This is a genomic window from Candidatus Filomicrobium marinum, from assembly GCF_000981545.1.
Lineage (GTDB): Bacteria > Pseudomonadota > Alphaproteobacteria > Rhizobiales > Hyphomicrobiaceae > Filomicrobium > Filomicrobium insigne.
Genome location: NZ_LN829119.1, coordinates 730,977 through 751,710, shown reverse-complemented (window position 1 = coordinate 751,710; position 20,734 = coordinate 730,977). Strand labels below are relative to the sequence as shown.

The 20,734-nt window shown below is 57.8% G+C and carries 18 protein-coding genes; 14 read left to right on the top strand and 4 right to left on the bottom strand.

Features of this window, described 5'->3' with window-relative positions:
* Nucleotides 1–19: 19 nt before the first annotated feature.
* Nucleotides 20–550, top strand: a complete 531-nt coding sequence (locus YBN1229_RS03655; protein WP_046476755.1) for a DsrE family protein — start codon at nucleotides 20–22, stop codon at nucleotides 548–550.
* A gap of 50 nt (nucleotides 551–600) precedes the next feature.
* On the opposite strand, the gene YBN1229_RS03650 is transcribed toward YBN1229_RS03655, so the two are convergent.
* The 3 genes from YBN1229_RS03650 to secA all read right to left on the bottom strand — a co-directional run bounded on the left by YBN1229_RS03650 (nucleotide 601) and on the right by secA (nucleotide 7,032).
* Entirely contained in the window at nucleotides 601–2,250 is a 1,650-nt protein-coding gene (locus tag YBN1229_RS03650) for a GMC family oxidoreductase N-terminal domain-containing protein (RefSeq protein WP_052743673.1), read from the bottom strand.
* Nucleotides 2,251–2,253: 3 nt separating this feature from the next.
* Complete coding sequence (locus YBN1229_RS03645) at nucleotides 2,254–4,011, bottom strand: carbamoyltransferase family protein (RefSeq protein ID WP_046476754.1); 1,758 nt, start codon at nucleotides 4,009–4,011, stop codon at nucleotides 2,254–2,256.
* A gap of 93 nt (nucleotides 4,012–4,104) precedes the next feature.
* Entirely contained in the window at nucleotides 4,105–7,032 is a 2,928-nt protein-coding gene (gene secA / locus YBN1229_RS03640) for a preprotein translocase subunit SecA (protein WP_046476752.1), read from the bottom strand.
* A gap of 458 nt (nucleotides 7,033–7,490) precedes the next feature.
* Here secA and YBN1229_RS03635 point away from each other — a divergent pair, with 458 nt between their 5' ends.
* From YBN1229_RS03635 to mutT, 4 genes are all read left to right on the top strand, one after another.
* The gene (locus YBN1229_RS03635; protein ID WP_244464999.1) at nucleotides 7,491–8,456 is read left to right on the top strand and encodes a peptidylprolyl isomerase; all 966 of its coding nucleotides are present in this window, start codon (nucleotides 7,491–7,493) and stop codon (nucleotides 8,454–8,456) included.
* Between the two features lie 205 nt (nucleotides 8,457–8,661).
* On the top strand, nucleotides 8,662–9,909 hold the full coding sequence (argJ, locus tag YBN1229_RS03630; RefSeq protein ID WP_046476750.1) for a bifunctional glutamate N-acetyltransferase/amino-acid acetyltransferase ArgJ: 1,248 nt from the start codon (nucleotides 8,662–8,664) through the stop codon (nucleotides 9,907–9,909).
* 49 nt (nucleotides 9,910–9,958) lie between these two features.
* Nucleotides 9,959–10,609, top strand: coding sequence for a thiopurine S-methyltransferase (locus YBN1229_RS03625; RefSeq protein ID WP_046476747.1), 651 nt, complete (start codon nucleotides 9,959–9,961; stop codon nucleotides 10,607–10,609).
* On the top strand, nucleotides 10,609–11,061 hold the full coding sequence (gene mutT / locus YBN1229_RS03620) for an 8-oxo-dGTP diphosphatase MutT (protein ID WP_046476745.1): 453 nt from the start codon (nucleotides 10,609–10,611) through the stop codon (nucleotides 11,059–11,061). The genes YBN1229_RS03625 and mutT overlap by 1 nt, the downstream gene beginning before the upstream one ends.
* A 13-nt stretch (nucleotides 11,062–11,074) precedes the next feature.
* Here the strand turns inward: mutT and YBN1229_RS03615 are convergent, their stop codons facing one another.
* Nucleotides 11,075–12,010 carry a methyltransferase domain-containing protein gene (locus YBN1229_RS03615; RefSeq protein ID WP_046476743.1) on the bottom strand — a complete coding sequence of 312 codons (936 nt, stop codon included), beginning with the start codon at nucleotides 12,008–12,010 and terminating at the stop codon, nucleotides 11,075–11,077.
* Between the two features lie 128 nt (nucleotides 12,011–12,138).
* Between YBN1229_RS03615 and YBN1229_RS03610 the strand changes: the two genes are divergently transcribed.
* The 9 genes from YBN1229_RS03610 (at nucleotide 12,139) to YBN1229_RS03570 (ending at nucleotide 20,705) form a co-directional block, all read left to right on the top strand.
* Nucleotides 12,139–12,954, top strand: a complete 816-nt coding sequence (locus YBN1229_RS03610; protein ID WP_076605276.1) for a ComF family protein — start codon at nucleotides 12,139–12,141, stop codon at nucleotides 12,952–12,954.
* Nucleotides 12,955–13,050: 96 nt separating this feature from the next.
* On the top strand, nucleotides 13,051–13,317 hold the full coding sequence (grxC, locus tag YBN1229_RS03605) for a glutaredoxin 3 (protein ID WP_046476741.1): 267 nt from the start codon (nucleotides 13,051–13,053) through the stop codon (nucleotides 13,315–13,317).
* 91 nt (nucleotides 13,318–13,408) lie between these two features.
* Nucleotides 13,409–14,281, top strand: a complete 873-nt coding sequence (locus YBN1229_RS03600; RefSeq protein ID WP_046476739.1) for a carbon-nitrogen hydrolase family protein — start codon at nucleotides 13,409–13,411, stop codon at nucleotides 14,279–14,281.
* A 16-nt stretch (nucleotides 14,282–14,297) separates the two neighbouring features.
* Nucleotides 14,298–15,428: a hypothetical protein gene (locus YBN1229_RS03595; RefSeq protein ID WP_052743671.1), complete on the top strand. Its 1,131-nt coding sequence runs from the start codon at nucleotides 14,298–14,300 to the stop codon at nucleotides 15,426–15,428.
* 181 nt (nucleotides 15,429–15,609) lie between these two features.
* Complete coding sequence (gene bioB, locus YBN1229_RS03590) at nucleotides 15,610–16,611, top strand: biotin synthase BioB (protein WP_197540875.1); 1,002 nt, start codon at nucleotides 15,610–15,612, stop codon at nucleotides 16,609–16,611.
* A gap of 41 nt (nucleotides 16,612–16,652) precedes the next feature.
* Nucleotides 16,653–17,813, top strand: a complete 1,161-nt coding sequence (locus tag YBN1229_RS03585; protein WP_046476737.1) for an 8-amino-7-oxononanoate synthase — start codon at nucleotides 16,653–16,655, stop codon at nucleotides 17,811–17,813.
* Entirely contained in the window at nucleotides 17,810–18,436 is a 627-nt protein-coding gene (gene bioD / locus YBN1229_RS03580) for a dethiobiotin synthase (RefSeq protein WP_046476735.1), read from the top strand. Before YBN1229_RS03585 ends, bioD begins: the two co-directional genes overlap by 4 nt.
* Entirely contained in the window at nucleotides 18,433–19,704 is a 1,272-nt protein-coding gene (locus YBN1229_RS03575) for an adenosylmethionine--8-amino-7-oxononanoate transaminase (RefSeq protein WP_046476733.1), read from the top strand. The genes bioD and YBN1229_RS03575 overlap by 4 nt, the downstream gene beginning before the upstream one ends.
* Nucleotides 19,701–20,705, top strand: coding sequence for a beta-ketoacyl-ACP synthase III (locus YBN1229_RS03570; protein WP_046476732.1), 1,005 nt, complete (start codon nucleotides 19,701–19,703; stop codon nucleotides 20,703–20,705). The genes YBN1229_RS03575 and YBN1229_RS03570 overlap by 4 nt, the downstream gene beginning before the upstream one ends.
* Nucleotides 20,706–20,734 lie beyond the last annotated feature (29 nt).

The following is a 20,734-nucleotide window of genomic DNA, read 5'->3' as shown; positions in this document are numbered from 1 at the left end:
CTTAACGTGGAGCTTTTCTATGAGACTTGTGTTCGCTGCCGCCGTCGCGCTGTCATTGGTTCTGGGTGTGACGCAAAATGTATTCGCTGCTGACGATGAGCTTTCTCCGTACGGAAGTTCGAAGAGTGATATGCATGAGTATCCTATGATCAATGCGGTGTTTGATGCCAACTACACCGATCCCAACAATCTCAACATGCTCTATGCCTTCGTGAAGAACACGATGAAGCCGCTCAAGGGCAAGATGGTCGTCGTGACTCACGGTCCCGAACTCCGGGCGTTCGCTAAAGAGAACTACATCAAGTATCAGGGCCTTATGGATAAGATGAAGGAGCTCGCCGACGCGGGTGTCGAGTTCCGTATGTGCAGCAACGCACTAAAGGCAGCAGGCTACAAGCCAGAAGATTTCCATGGGTTTGTGACCGTTGTTCCGGCCGGTTTTCCTGAAATCGCTTTGCTGCAATCAGAAGGCTACCGCTACATCAATCCGCTTCCCTATTCGCCCAGGGACGTTCGGTATCTTGATCACCCCGAAGCGAAGGCACAATGAGTGCGGATTGATGCCTGGTGCGCTTCGTACCGGGCATCATCCTAAATTACTTATGAAGCTTTGGCTGGTTCCGCGCTGAAGGACAGGTCGTGGTCGGTGGCGAAATGAGCCATCGCTCGTTCGGCCAGCGCTGTAATGGTCAGGAGCGGGTTGACGCCTAACGAGCGGGGAATAATTGATCCATCGATGACGTAGAGCCCCCGATGGACGTCGGTTGAGCCACTTGCTCCTGCGTCGAAGACTTGCCCCTTGTGATTTACGACGCCTGTGGTGCAATCCTCCGCCATTGAGCATCCCCCAAGGGGATGTGCCGTCGCCGGCTGGTGGCCCATGACTGTGCCTGCCAAAGGATTCTTTACGTATGATCCCCCGGCGTCGCCCACGATTTGCGCCAGCGCGGCATCGATGCGGGTGTAGACGGGTTCATCCTTTGCGCCAGGCCACGAGAGGCTCAGGCGATCAGAGTCCAGGATAAAGCGGCCGGAAGCGCTGTCATGCGATACGGCGAATATTGTCTGTAGGTGCGCGAAGGGACCTCGATATACTCCGCTGACCAAGCTTTTCAACGCGCCGAGGATGCGGCCATTCGGAACGAACATCACGGGTAGGATTGGAGCTAGCGCTGATGGCAGGGCTCCGTCCTGAACTGTGAGTTCGTTTTCGAGGGTTTCAGCGTCGCGGACTTCAAGCTGCCCGGTTACGGATGGTCCGACGGCAAAGTCCTCAAGCTTGGGAGGATGGCCAATCCCCACGGCATTTACTTTCGCCTTCAGCCCATAGCCAAAGGCGATGATGTCGCCATTCGCCGAGAAGCGGTGACCCAGGCGGTCTGACACGGCGAGGCCTTTGGCTGCTGCACGGAGTAAAATTTCTGTAGAGCCTAGAGTGCCGGCTGCAAGGATGATGACCGGGGCTGAAAGTTTGAAGCCTTCCTTCTGTCCGTCCTTGCGAAGGTCTTCGACATGCAGTTGCCAAGTGCCGTCTGACTGCTTTTCCAGGCTACTAACCTTGGCGTGCGTAAAGAGTTCGGCGCCATGCGCGACGGCGTCTGGTAGATATGTGACGGCCACAGTCGTTTTGGCGCCAACATTGCAGCCCGCGCAGCAGTCGCCGCATGACGTGCAGGCGGCTTGCGTTCGTCCCGCAGCGTTGATGGTTTCTGAGAAACTCACAGCGACCGGTGTCTCCACCATCGCGTGCCCGAGGCGGTCTGCGGCGGTTTTGAGTGCGTTGAATTTGGTCATGCTTGCGGCGCGAGGATCTTTGGCTGGGCGCAGCCAGTTTTGTGCGCGGACATAGCCCTCCTGCAGCCAGCCGTCCTGCCGAAGCTCTTCGGGCCATGCGTGATCTTCGAAGACACGCGCGGTTGGGCGCAGGGCGACGCCCGCGTTGACAAGGGAACCGCCGCCGAGGCCGCATCCCACAAGAATGTGCATGTGCTCGCCGAGGCGCACGTCATAGAGGCCCGTCGGCGAGCCCGTGCGCACACTTTTACCGGTGACTTGGAGTTCGTTTTTTAGGTCGGGAAATCGGTTGGGAAATTCCCCCGTCAGCACTTCGCGTCCGCGTTCCAGAACGGCGACGCGCTTTCCTGTACGGGCTAAACGGGAGGCCGAGACGCCACCCCCGTAACCGGAGCCGACGATGATGACATCGTAGCAGGGTTTGATTTCGCTGAGGGGTTTGGAAAGACGTGTCATTCGTCAAATTGGTCCTGGTCGGAAGAGCGACTTGGCGCGCGAAACCGCCGCCTTAGGACGCTCATTCACATAGTGTTTGCCTATTGCGAGAACATCCATCCCGGTGCGTAGGAAGCAAGAGATGGCATGTTCAGGCCGTGCAACAATGGGCTCGTGCCGGTTGAAGCTGGTGTTGAGCAGAACGGGTACGCCTGTGATCCGTTTGAAGGCATCGATCACGCGATAAAAATGGGGGTTGTCTGTGGCGGAGACGGTCTGGATACGCGCTGTGCCGTCAACGTGAACGGCAGCGGGGATGATGTCGAGCTTTTCTTCGCGGACCCATGGCGCCATCGTCATGAATGGGTCGGGTTGATCGATGTGGAAGTACTCTGATGCGTGCTCTTCCAAAACTGCGGGTGCGAATGGACGGAAAGGTTCGCGGTGTTTTATTTTCCCGTTGATGACAGCCTTTATCTCTGCACGCCGAGGATCGGCCAGGATTGAACGATTGCCGAGGGCGCGGGGGCCGAGTTCGAATCGTCCTTGAAAGAAGCCGATGATTTTACCGTCGGCGAGATCGCGGGCGAGGCGTTCGTAAAGCTCGGTTTCTTCCATGATCTCGGAGGGCACGCCCGCCTCTTCGAGTTCGTGGGCGATATCGGCGTCGGCATATTCCATACCGAGTGATGCGTGGCGTAATTCGTAAGAACGCGGTTTTCCAAGTGTTTGGTGGTAGTGCCACAGAGCGCTGCCGAGGGGAGCGCCGGTATCCGACGCGCAGGGTGGAACCCAAACGCGCTTCATTTCCGTATGTTCGAGGATGCGGGCGTTGGCGACACAGTTGAGCGCAAGGCCGCCTGTAAAAACCAGGTTGCGCGAAGGGAAGCGCTTTTCCATCTCGCGTACGACATGGATGATCGCTTCTTCAGTTACGGTTTGTAGCGCATGGGCAATCGCCAGGTGGCGGTCTTCCAGTAGTTCGCCGGTTTTGCGCGGTGGGCCGAAGACATCAAAGAAGCGCTGCTTGAATGGTTTCAGCTCGCCGAACGTTCGATAGCTGAAATAGTCGAAGTTGACGCTATAACGTCCGTCCGGTTTCAGGTGGATGACGTCGCGAAAACGCTCCACGTAGCTGTCGTCGCCGCAGGCTGCGAGCGCCATTACCTTGCCTTCGTCGGAAAAGCCACCGAAGCCCAGGTATTGGGTCAGAAACGTGTAGACGAGGCCCAGCGAATTGGCCATCGGCTCATGCCAATGACGCTCAATGTTATTGTTCCGTCCAGTGAATATCGTCGTGGCAGCGTCATCGCCGAAGCCATCCATAACGAGGATGCTCGCCTCTTCGAACGGTGAAACGAAAAAGGTCGCCGCGTGCGACTCATGGTGGCCAACGCCGATAATGGGCGGCAAGGGAATGCGGTCTTGTGTGAGCCGTTTGAGCTTGCGACGGAGAACGGCAGAGACGCGCACGATTTCATTACGCTGGGGCGTATGAGAACGCTCTAGCAACAGTGCTAGGCTCATAGGAAGATGGCTGGTGATGGCGCGTGCAAATGTTCTGCGCAGGCGCTGTTCATCCCAGGGCGTTGTGATGACGTCGATGCTGCGGAGATCGGCGATATCATCGCCAAGAGCTTCAACAAGAGCGTGCCGTGGAAAAGCTTTCGTGTGCTTTTCGCGGTTGAATCGTTCTTCCTCGACGACAAGCAATGGCTTGCCATCCTCGATCAGGGCGAGGCCGGTGTCGTGAGTTGCTGCAACTAGCCCCAGGATTCGCAAGCCGCTGTCACACCGTCGTTCACATGGTTTCCCGGTGCCGGATGTTGGAGCGTTTCACTATGCTCGCGTCCGGCTGCCGGCGAAACGAGCTTCTCAATCGTGCTTACCGTGGCAGTGCTTGTACTTTTTGCCCGAACCGCATGGGCACGGTGCGTTTCTTGCGACGCGTCCCCACGTTGCAGGATCGGACGGATCAATATCGCGCGAGCCTCGGCGTGTTTGTAAGGGCGCGCGACGTTCTTCTTCGCCGTATCCATCCCGGCCACCAGCTTCGATCGCGGCATCGGCCATTGCGAACTCGTCCAGGCCAGTCGTTGCATCGATATGATGAGCGTGCATGGGTGGTAGTTCTGTTGGCTGCAGGTACTCGTCCTCAGCTTCCTGAGCGAGCTCGATGTGCATGAGCTGACCGGTTACGGCTTCACGCAATCTCGACAACAGGGCTTCGAATAGAACAAAGGCTTCGGACTTGTATTCATTCAGTGGGTCGCGTTGCCCGTAAGCTCGGAAGCCGATGACCTGACGCAGATGCTCAAGCGTCACAAGGTGTTCACGCCAGAGATGATCCAGCGTCTGAAGGAGCACCATCTTTTCGATCTGACGGAACAGGTCGCTTCCGATGTCGGCGGCTTTGTAGGCGGCCTTTTCTTCGACGGCCTTCGAAAGGCGCTCGCGAATTTCTTCGTCGGCGATGCCTTCTTCGTTGGCCCAGTCGGCAATCGGCAAATCGAGGCCGAAGGTGTTGGAAACCGCTTCGGTCAGGCCGGCAACGTCCCATTGTTCCGCATAAGCGTTTTCAGGAATATGTTTCGTAATCAGCTCGTCGATGACCTGGTTGCGCATCTCCTGGATGATTTCAGAGACGTCGTCTTCGCCCATGATTTCAAGGCGTTGCTCGAAGATGACCTTACGCTGGTCGTTCATCACGTCGTCGTATTTGAGAACGTGCTTACGGGCATCGAAGTTGCGCGCTTCAACTTTGCGCTGCGCCATTTCGAGTGATTTGTTCATCCAGCGATGGGTGATCGCCTCGCCTTCTTGAAGGCCGAGAGACTTCAACACGCTCTCCATGCGATCGGACCCAAAGATCCGCATGAGGTCATCGTCAAGAGCGAGGTAAAACTTTGAGCGTCCGGGGTCACCCTGGCGGCCGGAGCGGCCACGCAGCTGGTTATCGATACGACGGCTTTCGTGGCGTTCGGTTGCAATAACGAAAAGGCCACCGGCATCGAGCGCACGTTGCTTGTCTTTGGCGACCCGCGCTTCGATTTCCTCGAATTTCTTCTTCTTTTCGGTCTCTGTCGGCTCGCGACCAGCTTTGGCTTCTTCTGCCAGCCAGTCCTTGAGTTGATACTCGGCGTTGCCGCCCAACTGAATATCGGTACCGCGGCCTGCCATGTTGGTCGCGATGGTGATCGCGCCGGGAATACCCGCTTGGGCGATGATGCTCGCTTCCTGCTCGTGATAGCGGGCATTCAAGACATTGTGCGGAATGACAGCCTCGGAGCCCTTTGCGTTGCGGGCGCGGTCGATGAGGAAGTTTCCAATATCTGTCAGGTAGTTTTTGAGTTCGCTCTCCTTCTCCTTGAGGGGCTTTGCCTGCTCAATGAGTTTATGGCCGAGTTCGGAGATCAGCTTCTTGTCTTTGAGCAACTCCGAGAGCTGTTCGGATTTCTCAATGGATACCGTACCGACAAGTGTCGGCTGTCCGCGTCGTACGCTGTCGGCAATGGTTGTTACGATGGCAGAGAGTTTTTCTCGCTGCGTACGATAAACCTCATCATCTTCGTCAATGCGCGCGATGGTTTTGTTGGTCGGGATCTCGATGACATCGAGCCCGTAAATGTCCATGAATTCCGAGGCTTCAGTAAGCGCCGTACCGGTCATGCCGGCCAACTTTTTGTAGAGCCGGAAGTAATTCTGGAAGGTGATCGAGGCCAGCGTCTGGTTTTCAGGCTGGATCTCGACGTGTTCTTTGGCTTCGAGCGCCTGATGCAGGCCTTCCGAGTAGCGACGTCCAGCCATCATACGGCCGGTGAACTCGTCGATAATGACGACCTGGCCACCTTTAACAATGTAGTCCCGGTCGCGCTGGAACAGCTTGTGAGCTTTTAGCGCCTGATTGACGTGGTGGACTACGGTGACGTTATCGATGTCATAAAGCGAGCTGCCCTTAAGCATTCCGGCGGCTTCGAGCAGCTGCTCGATGTGCTCGTTGCCGACATCGGTCAGCGAGACCTGTCGTTGCTTTTCATCGAGTTCATAATCTTCCGCGTTCAATTGCGGCATGAAGCTGTCGATGGCGTTATAAAGTTCGGCGCGGTCGTCAAGCGGACCAGAGATAATGAGTGGCGTGCGGGCTTCGTCGACCAGGATTGAGTCGACCTCGTCGACGATCGCAAAGAAATGATCGCGTTGGACCATTTCATCGCGGCTCATCTTCATGTTGTCGCGTAGATAATCGAAGCCCAGCTCGTTATTGGTGGCGTACGTTACATCACAATTGTAAGCGTCTTTGCGTGCATCATCATCGAGTTCATGGACGATGCAACCGACAGTTAGGCCTAGGAAACGATAGATCTGGCCCATCCAGTCGGCGTCGCGTTGGGCGAGATAGTCGTTGACCGTAACGACGTGGACGCCTTTGCCAGCCAATGCGTTGAGGTAGACGGGTAGTGTCGCCACAAGCGTCTTACCTTCACCGGTCTTCATTTCGGCGATATTGCCACCGTGCAGGACCATGCCGCCGATCAACTGGACGTCGAAGTGACGCTGGCCTAGCGTTCGCTTTGCGGCCTCGCGCACGGTTGCGAAAGCAGGAACCAAAAGGTCGTCGAGTTTGGCCCCTTCTTTGATCTGGCGGCGGAACTCTTCGGTCCGGGCTCGCAGGGCGTCATCCGATAGGGCCTCGATTTCCGGTTCCAGAGCGTTTATTGCCTGAACGCGGGGGCGGTAGCTCTTTACGCGCCTCGCATTGGACGAGCCGAAAATCTTGGTTGCCAGCGTGGCGATTGGGAGCATTCGGTCCTCAAACGTTTTTCAAACGGGAGCCCCTCCGGACATCCCAAAAATTCTCAGCCCCGCTGCCGTCATACGCATCGCAAGCCCGTTCACGCGATGCTCACACCGGTGGTTGGGCGCGATCTTCAACCTTGGGTGGAAGAACGGCCGAGAGTGCGAAGCCGACACGACAAAGTGCGGCCAGACGAACCGGTCCATGCCGTTAGAGGCAGAAATAAGGACCGGCAAGCGTAAATGTCAACGGATCGCCGTGGCTGAGACGGGTCGAAACGCGATCAGCGGTTGACCAATCTATCGAAATCTTCACTTGGCAGCGTCGCATGGGCTGGTCTATCGATGCCGGCAACACATTGAGTTTTAACACTCCTACGATGGCCGGGCCGGTTCAAAAGTCACAACTAAGAGCCGTGGCGGTAGAAGCCAATCGACCGGGAAAGGAACAACGCGTGAAAGTTTCCATGACATCCAAGTCCACAATGAATTTACTCGCGGCGGCCATGCTTGGCGCCCTCGTCTGGCTGCCTGCTGGGCCAATCGCCGCCGAAGATGCACCGCTGGCAACCGTCAATGGCAAGCCCGTTACGGATCGGGATCTGCAACTAGCAGAATCTGAAATCGGCTCCGACCTCGGCAATCTGCCGGAGTCCACGCGACGTCGCGTTTTAGTTGAATACATTATCGAAACGCAACTTATGGCGGATGCCGCGCTTGGCGAAAAGATGGATCAGGCGCCGGGCTTCGATGAGCGGATGGCCTACTACAAGCGCAAAGCGCTACGCGAAGCCTACTTCGATAGCAAAATCAAGGACTCTGTGGGTGAAGCGGCCGCTAAGGCATTTTACGACGACCAGATCAAAGGCATGAAGCCGGAGGAAGAGGTCAAAGCGCGTCACATTCTGGTGAAAACAGAAGAGGAGGCGCGTGATATCAAGGAAAAGATCGCTCGCGGAGCCGACTTTGCGGAGATGGCTAAGGAATTCTCTCAGGACCCTGGGACGAAGGATAACGGTGGGCTTCTTGGCTTCTTCTCGCGCGGTCAGATGGTTCCACAGTTCGAGGAGCCTGCGTTCATGCTAGAGCCGGGCGATATTTCCGATCCGGTCGAGAGCCGGTTCGGCTGGCACCTGATCAAGGTCGAGGAGCGCCGCAAGAAGCCGCTGCCGACATTCGACGAGGTCAAGGACCGCATTCTTAACTCAATGATCCATCGCAAGGCTCAGTCCGTCGCGGAGGATCTCCGTAAAAACGCGAAGATTGAATACGTCGATCCGGAGATCAAAAAGGAAGTGGCGGCGCAAGAGGCTCAAGCCGAGCAGCAGCGCCAAATGATCGAGCAGCAAATCAAGCAGCTTGAGGCGAAAGAAAAGGCAGGCGAGGCGGACAAGAAAGATGCCGAACCGGCTGAGGGCAAGAAAGCCGAATAAGCCGGCGCTCGCTCTAATCTTTGCTGATGTCTCGGGCCGCTTGTTTTTTAGCGGCCCGAACTGTTTTCTGTGCCGGGGTTTCAGTCCTTTCACCTTTTGTTGAATCGCGGAGCCCCCCTTAGCTCTTTGTTTGGTTGTGCTTCTTATCGGAAAGCCGGTTTCCACTTTTCCGGATGCACGCCACCTTCTCATTCGGAGATCCGAGATGGGTTCACCACCACCGCTTTCGCCGTTCGCCCCCAAATCATTGCCGCAGGCTGCTCCGGTGGAAGGCGTGCGTTTGGCGGTCGCTGAAGCGGGTATTCGCTATAAGGGCCGAAAGGATTTGATGGTGGCAGTACTGGACCCTGGCACGGTGGTAGCCGGCGTCCTCACGCAGTCCAAAACAAGATCTGCGCCTGTCGATTGGTGCGCGGCTCAATTGCGTCACGGATGCGCGCGGGCATTGGTGGTCAATTCCGGTAATGCGAATGCTTTTACGGGTAAGCGCGGGCAGGAAGCTGTCGAGATCACGGCAGCCGCAGCGGCGGAGGCGGTTGGGTGTGCTCCAGAAGAGGTGATGCTGGCTTCGACGGGTGTCATCGGAGAGCCGATGGACGCCGGTGCGTTTTCACACCTGCTGAAAGGGCTTGCTACTGAAGCGGCGCCTGATGCGCTGTTGCCGGCGGCGCAGGCTATCATGACGACGGACACCTATCCCAAGCTCGTGTCAGTGAGCGTTGATTTGGATGGGGTGCCGGTGCGCATTGCGGGTTTCGCCAAGGGGGCAGGCATGATCGCGCCCGACATGGCGACGATGCTGAGCTTTATTTTTACCGATGCTCCGATCGCACACCCGGTCCTGCAAGCTCTCGTTTCAGAGCTCGCTGATCAAACCTTCAATTGCATCACCGTGGATGGCGATACTTCGACTAGCGATACGGTTCTTGTGTTCGCAACGGGTAAAGCTGCGGAGCGCGGTGCGGCGGAGATTGCGGACGCAATGGATCCTCGCGTTCCGGCGTTTTCTGCTGCGCTCAAGGGCGTGATGCATGACCTCGCGATGGCGATCGTTAAAGACGGCGAGGGATTGAGCAAGTTCGTGGAAATCGAGGTGACGGGTGCTGAGAGTGACAAGGCAGCCCGAACAATCGCTTTTTCTATTGCCAATTCACCAATCATGAAGGCCGCGATCGCCGGTGAAGATCCGAACTGGGGACGCGTCGTCATGGCGGTGGGCAAATCCGGAGAGGCTGCTGACCGCGACCGGCTTTCGATCTGGTTCGGGCCGCATCTCGTCGCGAAAGAGGGGGAGCGCGCGCCGGAGTATGTCGAACAGACCGTGGCTCAATATATGAAGAACGCTGAGATTAAGATCTGCGTCGACGTTGGTATCGGCGGCGGTCACGCACGTGTGTGGACTTGCGATTTGACGCACGCGTACATTTCTATCAATGCGGATTATCGCAGCTAGAAACAAACGAGAGGGATGCTGCACGCATCTCCGCGATGAGGTGAGAGCGATGGAACCAGAATTCTGGATCAAGCGCTGGGAAACGGGTGACATCGGCTTTCATCGTGACGAGGTGCAGGCGGGGCTATCCGAATTCTGGCCGCAGATCGCCCAGAACACTGAAACCCGTGTTTTTGTGCCTCTGTGCGGTAAAAGTCTCGATATGCGTTGGCTTGCGGCGCGCGGGCATTCCGTGCTCGGCGTGGAACTCAGTGCACAGGCGGTTGAAGCCTTCTTTGAGAATGAGCGGCTTGAGCCTGAGTTGCGCCGGGAAGAAAGTTTCTCGGTTTATTCTGCGGGGCCATTTGAGATCTGGTGCGGCGATCTGTTTCAATTGCCCGAAGGCGTCCTTGCAAATGTCTCTTATTTTTATGACCGGGCGAGCCTTGTGGCACTCCCTCCCGACATGCGGGCCAAGTATGCGCGGAGGCTGGGGGAGGTGTTGAAGCCTGAGGTCAGTGGGTTGCTCGTTTCGCTTTCCTATAATCCTGCCGAAATGTCTGGCCCGCCTTTTTCGGTGTCGAAGGTCGAAGTGGAAAAGCTGTTTGGCGACCGTTTCGCGATAGATCTACTATCTGAGCGTGATGCTCTTGCAGGAAATGCCAATCTCATAAAACGTGGCCTGACGGGTCTCGTTGAAACTTGTTACAGGCTGCGCTGATGGCTCTTACTACTTTACGTCCTTCATCCGAGGGAGATGCGGCACCGCAGTCCAAAATGCTGCTTGTTGTGGCCGCTGCGCTTGTCGATCCGAACAACCATGTGCTTATCGCGCGACGTCCTGCAGGCAAAAATCTCGCTGGTCTGTGGGAGTTTCCCGGCGGCAAGGTGGACGTCGGGGAAACGCCCGAGGCGGCTCTCGTGCGCGAATTGCGTGAGGAACTGGACATCGAGGTCTGTGAAAGCTGCCTCGCACCGTTCACCTTCGCCAGCCACACTTACGAGCAGTTTCATTTGCTGATGCCCCTTTACCTCTGTCGGAAGTGGGATGGGGACATCGTCGCGCGGGAAGGCCAGGAGTTGGCTTGGGTGCGTGCCAGTCGACTCGGCAAGTATCCGATGCCGCCAGCAGACATTCCGCTTGTCCCCATGCTGAGGGACCTGCTCGGCTGATCAAGTGGTTCGACTAGTCTCGACGTTTTGAATTGCCGACTTGGTCCGGTTTTTCTCCGGTGGAATGTTCCGTCGTGCCTAGGGCGTCTGCCAGACGATGTTGTGCGGAGCCTGGACGCAAGGGCTTCTGCTGACTTTCGTGCGGTGCCCATGCCGTCATCGTGATCAATTCGAAGGTAGCGGGTATCCTTCCGTCAGAGGTTGCGAAGGTGTCTATATAAACCTCGCATGCGCGCGCCAGCAGATGGCGCGTGACGGGATGTCTGTGCCGCCCTGATAGAGCATTTGCGGCGCCCATTTTCTTGAGTTCCCTCATCAGTGCGAGGGGGGAATCATAGGTCACTGTCAGCGTTTCGGAATCGACGACGGGAAGTGCAAAGCCCGCTCGCTGCAAAAGAGCCCCTACCTCGCGGACATCGGCAAAAGGTGCCACGCGCGGCGAGACACCACCGGAAACTTCGGACTCAGCAACCAGCCAAGCATGACGCAGTTCTCTCAACGTGGCGCCGCCTAGCAATGTGGCCAGGAGCAGACCGTCAGGCCGCAAAGCCTTGCGGATCTGAATGAGGGTGCCGGGCAAATCGTTGACGAACTGGAACGCTAAGCCAGAGACGACCAGATCAAGGCTTTCGGAAGCAAACGGGAGGGCCTCTTCATCGGCGAGGACGCGGGGGCCCGTGCATTGCATGAGGAGGTTGAGCGATGCGTCGGCGTCTATCACCACGCCGACGTTGTCGCGTTCTCTAATTCTACGGCTTAGCAGACCGTGGTGGGCTCCAAGATTGAGCGCTGCCGGAAATGATCGCGTGACGATGGATAGGCGGTCAACGAGGTCGTCACTCACATAAGCCAGCAGGAAGTCGTGATCGGCGGCACCACCCGCGGCGCGGTTGCGCTGACGGCGAAGCTGGGCACGGTCAAAAACGATATTTGAGGTCTCGGATGCCATTCCTGATTCCGTGGCTTTGCAGGCCTGGGCGATATGAATAGAGGCGTGCACTTCGTTCTACATAGGTCGCGCTGGCTCTCGCCGATTCAAGCTGAGCAGGTTATCCTCGTGTACGGAGGAATTTGCTTATGGTTGTTTCAGGCAAGGGCGAAAGTAACGGCGCAGAGCCGCAGACACGCTCAGCTTTTAGCGCATTTTTTGTCAATGCGCGCGCCCTTGCCGGTCGCCTCGCCGACACCATTGTTCCGCCTGTCTGTCTCGCGTGCCAGGCTCCCTTATCCGTACATCATGCGCTTTGCCCGGAATGTTGGTGCCAAATAGATTTTATTCGTGCGCCTTTGTGTGACCGGCTCGGTTTGCCTCTGCCGTTTGATACGGGTGGGGTCATGATTTCGGCGGCGGCCGCGGTGCGCGTGCCGCTCTATCATCGGGCGCGTGCGGTCGCGAGTTATGACGGCGTTATGCGTCAGCTTATCCATCGCTTCAAATATCACGATCGCCACGATATTCGGCGGCTATTCGGTGGTTGGCTGCTGCAGGCGGGGCACGAATTGCTAGATACCGCTGATGTCATTGTCCCCGTTCCGCTCAATCGCTTACGGCTGCTCAAGCGCCGATTCAATCAAGCGGCCATCCTGGGCGGGGAGCTCAGCCGACGGTCGGGGGTAAAGCACTCACCTATGGTCCTGCACCGCGTGCGGGCGACCCGGAGCCAAGTCGGTTTGACCCATGCGCAACGGAGGCAGAATGTGCGGGGGGCGTTTGTTATCGCACCTATGGGGCGGTCCATTGTGCAGGGACGCCGCGTTCTTCTTGTTGACGATGTCGTTACGACCGGCGCCACGGTGGAGGCTTGTGCCAAGGTCTTGCTGGATGCCGGTGCGGTGGCAGTTGATGTTCTGGCCTTGGCGTTGGTCACGGAGCCCGAACGCATGACGACGTAACGTCGCGGTTGTTGAAAGTGCATGGTTAGGGCTTTGCCATGAACACCTGCTATCGCTAGCTTTTCGGGTTGATCCGGCAGCGTGTGAGACGAGGGAATGGCGCACATAACCATCTACACAACACTGTTGTGTCCATACTGCCATATGGCCACAAACCTGCTCCGCAAAAAGAATGCCCCGTTTGAGGAAATTGATGTTACGGCGCGCGCTGATTTGCGGGAGGCCATGCGTGCGAAGGCGGCGGGTCGCAATACGGTGCCGCAGATCTTTATCGGTGATGAGCATGTTGGCGGCTGGGACGATCTGTTCGCCCTTGAAACCACAGGCCGTCTCGACGCTAAGCTGACCCCCCGGAGTGATTGAGCAGTTTTCGGGGTTTCTCTCGATAGCCGAGCGGCGTATTCCTTTTTGTTAGCGTGGTCAGCGAAGCATATTCGAATACAACGGGCGGCACATGACTAATAACACTATTGCAGGTGAAAAATTTCGGGCGGGCCTCGTACAAATGTGCTCGGGCCGTACGGTCGACGCCAATGTGACGGCAGCGGTTGCGTTGATCCGTGAGGCGGCAGCGGGGCGCGCGCAGTATGTTCAGACGCCCGAAGTCACGACGCTGATGGAGCTCGATCGCGAACGTTTGTTTGCCGCTTGTCAGCCGGAGGAAGGAAATGAGGCGTTAGCGGCGTTTCAGTCGGTTGCGCACGCGCTTAGGATTTGGCTGCACATCGGATCGATCCCCGTGCGGGTAACGCCGGACAAGCTGGCGAACAGGTCTTTCCTGATTTCACCCGCTGGCGAGATTGCCGCGCGCTATGACAAGATCCATATGTTCGACGTCGAGCTTGCCAATGGTGAGAGTTACCGCGAAAGCGAGAACTATAAGGCCGGAGAAGAAGCCGTGATCGCGGCCACACCTTGGGGCGGCCTCGGTTTGACGATCTGCTACGACCTACGTTTTCCCTATCTTTTCCGGGCGTTGGCTCATGGCGGGGCTTCGTTGTTAGCCGTGCCTGCGGCGTTCACGCGTACGACGGGTGAGGCGCACTGGCATACCTTGTTGCGTTCGCGGGCGATCGAGGCACAGTGTTTCGTGCTTGCAGCGGCGCAGGGTGGTCAGCATGAGCATGGCCGTTCAACCTATGGTCATAGCGTCATCATTTCGCCTTGGGGTGAAGTTCTGGCCGAAGGCGGGACGGAACCGGGCGTCGTTTTTGCTGACATCGATTTGGGGCAAGTTGCTCAAGTCCGTGCGCGTGTTCCGTCTTTGCGGCATGACCGTTCCTTCACGGTAACGACGCAGGCGATGACGGCGCCGGTGGAGAGCTGAGGGAACCCTGCTCCGCATGACGGACGAGGTACGAGCGCTGGAAGTGGGGCGGGGCCGCGAACCGGAGCGCTCGTGCGCGCGGGAGTTGAAGACAGGTTTCAATTGGTCGGGCCATGCGCGGATACTGCTGCTGACGTTCGCCGTTTCGGCTGTGGCCCTTGTTCTGATTGTGGCGGCGTTGAATCCGTACGGCAATCTGCCGTGGAGTTTCACCGGATCTCATGTCGTCATGGACGACAATCAGCGCTTTCAGTATCCGGCGCTGGTGCGGGAAAAGGACTACGATTCGGTTGTCGTCGGAACGTCAACGTCACGCTTGTTGGATCCAGAGCTTCTTGATGCCCAGTTTGGCGGCCGATTTCTGAACCTAGCGCTCAATGATGGGCGGGCCTGGGAGCAGAGCCAACTCATGCACCTCGTGCAGTCTGAAGGGGCAAAACTCCATACCCTTATTGTCGGCCTTGATGTGGTGTGGTGCGATCAGCGTGCCGATGAGCGGCGTATCACAAAGCGGGGCTTTCCCGATTGGATGTACGACGCCAATCCCTGGAACGATTTCCCGTTCATGCTGAATGGAAAGGCCGTTGAAATCGCCGGCCGGAAGCTTGCTTATCATTTGGGGCTCACAGAGGCTCGCATATCCTCACGCGGGTTCGAGGTCTTTGTTCCGCCGGATGCGAGCTATGACGCTGAAAAGGCCAAACGTAAGATTTGGGGAAATCGCGGGCATCGACGCACTGCTGCCTCAAAACCTTACGTAGCTTCGGATGAAGAGCGGAAGGGATGGGATTTTCCAGCCTTGAAGTGGCTGGACGCCGATTTGGGTGCGCTCGCTGCTCAGCGGGTGATCCTGGTTTTTATGCCGGTTCATATTGCTGCCCAGCCGCGTCTTGGTAGCGACGTTGCCGCCGTCGAAACGGAATGTAAGTCCCGCATCGCGGGCTTAGCACGTCGGCACGACGCCTATCTTATTGATTTTCGGCGCCATTCTCAGCTTACGACCCGCGACGAGAATTATTGGGACAATTTGCACTATCGGCTACCGATAGCCGGACAAATCATCGATAGCCTCGGCGAAGCTCTTAAAACGGGTGGCGCTGCCGCAGACGGAACATGGCATGTTCTGGCGCAACCTGCAGGCAAATAGCCGCAGAATGCTGGGATACCAGGGTGATTTGGGCCTCGTGGAAAGTACAACCGCTGACAAGGGCTTGCCGGAGCGGGCTCGGCGGTGCACAAAATGCGGCCAAACAAGGCGGTAAGTGTTCGCCGCGGCTGGTTCAGTTAAAGAGCCGACACCTCCACGGGATAGCAAGGAGAGATAATTCATGCTCACCGACACGGTTGCAATGGCGCGCGCCGAGACGGCGAAGCGGAGCGATGTGCGTCATGATTGGACACGTGTCGCAGCGCTCGAACTCTATCGGCGCCCGTTTAACGATCTGCTTTTTGAGGCGCACACGCTTCATCGTCGCTACTTCGACGCCAACGCCGTCCAGAAGAGCCAGCTGATTTCGATCAAGACGGGCGGGTGCCCGGAGGATTGCGGATATTGCAGCCAGTCCGCGAAATACGATTCCGGCTTGAAGGCTTCAAAGCTGATGGCGGTCCAGGAGGTGCTCGAAGGCGCGCGTGCGGCCAAGGCTTCGGGCGCTACGCGCTACTGCATGGGGGCAGCATGGCGGAGCCCGAAGGCGCGTGACATGGACACGATCGTGGCCATGGTCGAGGGCGTGAAAGAATTGGGCCTTGAGACGTGCATGACGCTGGGCATGCTCACGGACGATGATGTCGGCCGGCTCAAGGACGCCGGGCTCGACTACTACAACCACAACATCGATACATCGGAGCGCTATTACTCCGAGATCATCACAACGCGCAGCTTTGAAAGCCGTATCGACACGATCAATCGGGTGCGGGAAGCGGGCATCAAGGTTTGCTGCGGCGGCATTCTCGGTATGGGCGAGGATAGTCAGGACCGGGTCGACATGCTGGTCACGCTGGCTAATCTCGAACAGCATCCGGAAAGTGTCCCGATCAACATGCTCATACCGATTCCGGGGACGCCGTTGGCGTCGACGGAGAGGATCGATGGTATCGACTTCGTACGCACCATTGCAGTTGCGCGCATCATGATGCCGAAGTCAGTCGTTCGCTTGTCCGCCGGGCGCACGGAGATGAGCGACGAGCTTCAAGCTCTATGCTTCTTTGCCGGAGCGAACTCGATCTTTGTCGGCGAGACATTGCTCACGGCGGACAATCCTGGCGAAGACGCGGATGATGTGCTGTTCGACAAGCTCGGTCTTCAAGGTATGGCACCCGGAACCTGAAGGGGTTCGTTAGCCGGATGACCTGAAAGGCGAAAGGCTCCATGAACGACGCGCGGGCGAAAAGCAGGCACGCAGCTCAGGCGCGCGGTCTTGAAGCGCTGGCCCGTCGCAATCGGTTGCGGCAGCTTTCACCGCGCGCAGGGCTCGACTTTGCCTCAAACGATTATCTCGGCTTGGCTTCGGCTCCTGAGTTGCGGGAAGCGGCGATGGTTGCTTTGGAGCAGGGGGCAAGTATCGGCTCTGGAGGATCGCGTCTCCTACGAGGGAACGATGCTGAACACGAGGCGCTTGAGGCGGAAGCGGCCACGTTCTTCGGAGCTGAGGCTGCGCTCTTCTTCGGCGGCGGATTTGTTGCGAACTACGCACTGTTTTCTACGCTGCCGCAGCGCGAAGACCTTATCATCCATGATGAACTGATCCACGCCAGCGTGCACGATGGTATGAAGGCTTCGCGCGCTCCGCATGTTGCCGTTCCGCATAACGACGTGCAGGCGTTCGGGGATGCCATCGCGAAGTGGCGGTCTCAGGGGCATACGGGACGAGCCTGGATTGCGGTGGAAAGTCTCTACAGCATGGATGGGGACATCGCGCCGCTGGAAGACCTGATGAGCGTCGCGCGCTGGCATGATGCGATACTGGTTGCCGATGAGGCCCATGCGACGGGCGTCTTTGGTCCTCAAGGCCGGGGGCTCTCGGCGAGGTTCGAGGCGACCGAGAATTTCATCGCGCTTCATACCTGTGGCAAAGCGCTGGGCGTTATGGGCGGGATTATTACGGCGCCCAAGGTCTTGTGTGATTTCATCGTCAATCGGGGGCGTCCGTTTATTTATGCGACGGCTCCCTCGCCTCTGCTTGCGGCGGTGGTGCGGGCAAGTCTTCGGCTCATCGCGCGGGGCGACGAGCGCCGGGCGCAGTTGAACCACCTTGTTCAGCGTGTCGGGCGGGCACTTGAAGAGAAATGTGGTATCCAGCCCACGGGCACACAGATCCAGCCGGTGATTGTCGGAAGTGATGCTGAGGCCGTGCGACTTGCGGCGGCAATGCAAACGCGCGGGTATGATATCCGTGCGATCCGCCCACCTACGGTGCCGGAAGGAACCGCGCGGCTGAGGCTGTCGCTTAATCTCAATGTGAGCGAGGACGAGGCGTTGGCCATGGTTGATGACCTCGCGGAAGAACAAGCGCAACGGCTGGCATCATGACATCGGGTTTCATTGTTGCCGGAACCGACACGGGGATCGGAAAAACCGTCTTTTGTGCAGCGCTCACACGTGCGCTCGGCTTCAACTACTGGAAGCCCGTTCAAGCGGGGACGCACGAGGAGACCGATACGCAGGTCGTGCAGCGACTTTCAGGTTTGCCTGCGGATCACTTCCTTGAGCCGCGACACAGTTTGCGCACGCCCTGCTCACCTCATCTCGCGGCGGAGATTGACAAGGTTCAAATCGAGCGGTCGCAGTTAGGTCTGCCTGAGACGGCGCGCCCCGTCGTTGTCGAGCTTGCCGGGGGGCTGCTGGTGCCGCTCACACGCGACCTGCTCCAGATCGATGTCATGGCGGATTGGGCGCTTCCGATTATTCTCTGCGCGCGGACGTCGCTGGGTACGATCAACCATACTTTGCTCTCGGTCGACGTGTTGAAGACGCGAGGTCTCAACATTCACGGGATCACTTTCATTGGTGAGGAGAACATCGATACGGAACGCACGATATGCGATTTCGCGATGGCGCGGCGTCTGGGGCGTTTGCCCTTGTTGGCGTCGCTCGATGCGGTAACTCTGCATGCGGCATTCGACGCGCACTTTCGTCGTGAGGATTTCCAATGAGCGTGCAATCAGAATCGCCCGTTTGGCATCCTTTCACGCAACATGCGCTGCAGGCAGAGATTCCGGAAATTGCGCGTGCTAAGGGTGCGATCCTGCAAACGGCTTCAGGCCGGAAGATCCTCGATGCCATTTCGTCGTGGTGGGTTGTTACCCACGGTCATCGGCATCCGCACATCATGGACGCGATAAAGCGTCAGTGCGATGTGCTGGATCATGTTATCTTCGCTGGCTTTACGCATGAGCCTGCGGAGCGGCTGGCGCAGGAACTCATCCGCCTTGCTCCTGCAGGCTTGTCGCATGTGTTTTATTCCGATTCCGGATCGACCGCCGTTGAGGTCGGTCTGAAGATGGCGCTCGGGTATTGGCACAACAGAGGGGAACCGCGTTCACGCATCCTTGCGCTGGAGCACGCCTATCATGGCGACACTGTCGGAACGATGTCGGCAGGTGCGCGGGGCGTTTTTAACGAGGCCTATGGTCCTTTGTTGTTCGATGTTGAGCGGTTGCCGTTTCCTGTGTCGGGGAGCGAGCAGGGCACGTTCGATGCGCTTGAAGCGGCATGCCGTGATCAGGCGGTGGCTGCGCTCATCGTGGAACCATTGATCCTCGGGGCCGGAGGTATGCTGACCTGGCCGGCGGAGACGCTCGCAGAGATGAAGCGCATCTGTGAACGGTTTGATGTGCTGTTGATTGCCGACGAGGTCATGACAGGGTGGGGGCGGACGGGCACGTTGTTTGCGTGTGAACAGGCAGGCATCACGCCTGATATTCTGTGTCTGGCAAAGGGGATCACGGGGGGAAGCATGCCGCTAGCGGCGACGCTGGCGACGGCGCCGATATTTGAAGCGCACTATTCTCAAGATCGCACGCGGACCTTTTATCATTCGAGTTCGTATACGGCGAACCCGATCGCCTGCGCCGCTGCGTTGGCCAACGTCGGAATCTGGCAAAGCGAGCCGGTGGGCCAACGTATCTCGACCTTGAGCACGCTACAGTCCGAACGGCTCAACCGGTTTTCCGGTGACCAACGTTTTTCATCCCTGCGTCAGTGCGGGACGATTGCAGCTATGGATCTGGCTTGCGGGGATCCTGGCTATCTCGCCGGGGTAGGGCCTCGCCTTTATGACTTCTTCCTCGAAAGGGACGTTCTGTTGCGACCGTTGGGCTCCACGATCTATGTGCTTCCGCCGTACTGTGTGACGGCGCAGGATCTCGACAAAATTTATGATGCGATTTCTGATGCCGCCGAGTTGGTTAATGCCGCATGAGTGTCGCGGGCAGTAGGAATAGCATTGGTGTCGAGATCGCTGGGCTTGGGCATTATGCGCCGGAGCGGATCGTTACCAATGCCGAAATCGAGCAGCAGCTTGGGCTCGAAGCTGGGTGGATCGAGCGACGGACGGGAATCCGGTCCCGCCGATGGGCGCATGATGATCAGGCACTTTCGGACATCGCAATTGCTGCAGGGGAGCGGGCGCTAGAGCGGGCGGGACTCGCACGCAAGGACGTCGGGCTTTTGTTGCTCGCGACGTCTACACCGGATCATTTGTTGCCGCCGTCGGCTCCGCTCGTGGCGCATCGCCTGGGGTTGAGCCGGGCCGGGGGCATTGACATGGCAGGCGCCTGCGCCGGTTTCGTTTATGCTTTGAGCTTGGCGGATTCCTTCGTGAGAACAAGGCGCGTTCCAGTTCTTGTCATCGCTGGCAATATTCTGTCGCGGCGCATAAATCCGGAAGAGCGTGCGAGCGCGATCCTTTTTGCGGATGCTGCAGGCGCCGTTTTGCTGGCTCCGAGTTCCAGAGAAAATGCAGGCGTTATCGGTTGCGAACTGGCGAGTGAGGGTGATGGATACGATCTCATCAAAATCCCGTCAGGAGGAAGCCGGCAGCCATTCCGCATGGGGCTGGATCCAATTGAAACGCTGATGTCGTTGTCTGACGGGCGGGCCGTGTTTCAGAAGGCGGTGGCCATGATGACAGATACAAGTCGTGCAGCTTTGACGCAGGCAGGACTGAGTATTTCGGACATCGACCATTGGATTCCACACCAGGCAAATGCCCGCATTATTGAGGCAGTTCGCGGGCGTTTGGGGTGTTCAGCCGACCAAGTTATTTCGACAGTGCCAGACTATGCGAATAGCTCCGCCGCCTCGATTCCGTTCACGCTATCGAAAGGTGCGGAAGCTCGCGACTATCGTTCCTCGCAAGTCGTGCTATTCTCGGCAGCAGGCGCTGGTCTGACAGGTGGCGCGGTCGTCTTCCGTCTCTAGGGAACTGGAAGGCGGGAAGTGCGTCACCT

Coding starts and splice junctions, on each gene's coding strand:
- YBN1229_RS03655 (WP_046476755.1), top strand. CDS start 20: ATGAGACTTGTGTTCGCTGCCGCCGTCGCGCTGTCATTGGTTCTGGGT.
- YBN1229_RS03650 (WP_052743673.1), bottom strand. CDS start 2,250: ATGACACGTCTTTCCAAACCCCTCAGCGAAATCAAACCCTGCTACGAT.
- secA (WP_046476752.1), bottom strand. CDS start 7,032: ATGCTCCCAATCGCCACGCTGGCAACCAAGATTTTCGGCTCGTCCAAT.
- YBN1229_RS03635 (WP_244464999.1), top strand. CDS start 7,491: ATGACATCCAAGTCCACAATGAATTTACTCGCGGCGGCCATGCTTGGC.
- argJ (WP_046476750.1), top strand. CDS start 8,662: ATGGGTTCACCACCACCGCTTTCGCCGTTCGCCCCCAAATCATTGCCG.
- YBN1229_RS03625 (WP_046476747.1), top strand. CDS start 9,959: ATGGAACCAGAATTCTGGATCAAGCGCTGGGAAACGGGTGACATCGGC.
- mutT (WP_046476745.1), top strand. CDS start 10,609: ATGGCTCTTACTACTTTACGTCCTTCATCCGAGGGAGATGCGGCACCG.
- YBN1229_RS03615 (WP_046476743.1), bottom strand. CDS start 12,010: ATGGCATCCGAGACCTCAAATATCGTTTTTGACCGTGCCCAGCTTCGC.
- YBN1229_RS03610 (WP_076605276.1), top strand. CDS start 12,139: ATGGTTGTTTCAGGCAAGGGCGAAAGTAACGGCGCAGAGCCGCAGACA.
- grxC (WP_046476741.1), top strand. CDS start 13,051: ATGGCGCACATAACCATCTACACAACACTGTTGTGTCCATACTGCCAT.
- YBN1229_RS03600 (WP_046476739.1), top strand. CDS start 13,409: ATGACTAATAACACTATTGCAGGTGAAAAATTTCGGGCGGGCCTCGTA.
- YBN1229_RS03595 (WP_052743671.1), top strand. CDS start 14,298: ATGACGGACGAGGTACGAGCGCTGGAAGTGGGGCGGGGCCGCGAACCG.
- bioB (WP_197540875.1), top strand. CDS start 15,610: ATGCTCACCGACACGGTTGCAATGGCGCGCGCCGAGACGGCGAAGCGG.
- YBN1229_RS03585 (WP_046476737.1), top strand. CDS start 16,653: ATGAACGACGCGCGGGCGAAAAGCAGGCACGCAGCTCAGGCGCGCGGT.
- bioD (WP_046476735.1), top strand. CDS start 17,810: ATGACATCGGGTTTCATTGTTGCCGGAACCGACACGGGGATCGGAAAA.
- YBN1229_RS03575 (WP_046476733.1), top strand. CDS start 18,433: ATGAGCGTGCAATCAGAATCGCCCGTTTGGCATCCTTTCACGCAACAT.
- YBN1229_RS03570 (WP_046476732.1), top strand. CDS start 19,701: ATGAGTGTCGCGGGCAGTAGGAATAGCATTGGTGTCGAGATCGCTGGG.